General features: G+C 63.8%; 1 protein-coding gene. It reads right to left on the reverse strand.

Annotated features, from left to right (window positions below):
- The coding region (locus AC1DUE_RS20565; protein ID WP_477041254.1) for an N-acetyltransferase family protein at positions 1-335 on the reverse strand (335 nt) is incomplete at its 3' end.
- Between the last annotated feature and the right edge of the window lie 60 nt (positions 336-395).

Here is a 395-nt window from a genome sequence, read left to right on the forward strand (position 1 = left end):
GTCATCAACTCGCGGCCGTAGCCCTTGCCCTGATGGCCGGGGTGGACCATCACCGTGTAGAGCCAGAGCCAGTGGGACATCAGCCGGTGGGTGTTGCGGACGAGAAAGGCCGTGGCGGCGACGGCACCCTTCTCGTCGTACCCGACCAGCAGCCGGGTACGGCCCTCGGCCATCGAGACGAGGTGCTTGACCAATTCGGGCCGGACGTCCTCGGTGGTGACGGGTGGCACGAAACCGACGGCACCACCCGCGTTGGAGACATCGGCCCAGAGTGCGCAGATGCCGTCCCGCAGAGTGCTGTCGAACTTGGGATCCACCTCAAATGTAAGCGCCATAGCGGCAGATTAGCTATTACAGCACCGTTGCCTCAAACGCCGTCCACAACGCGAGAAAGC

The sequence above is a fragment of the Cellulomonas sp. P4_A2 genome (assembly GCF_056402515.1).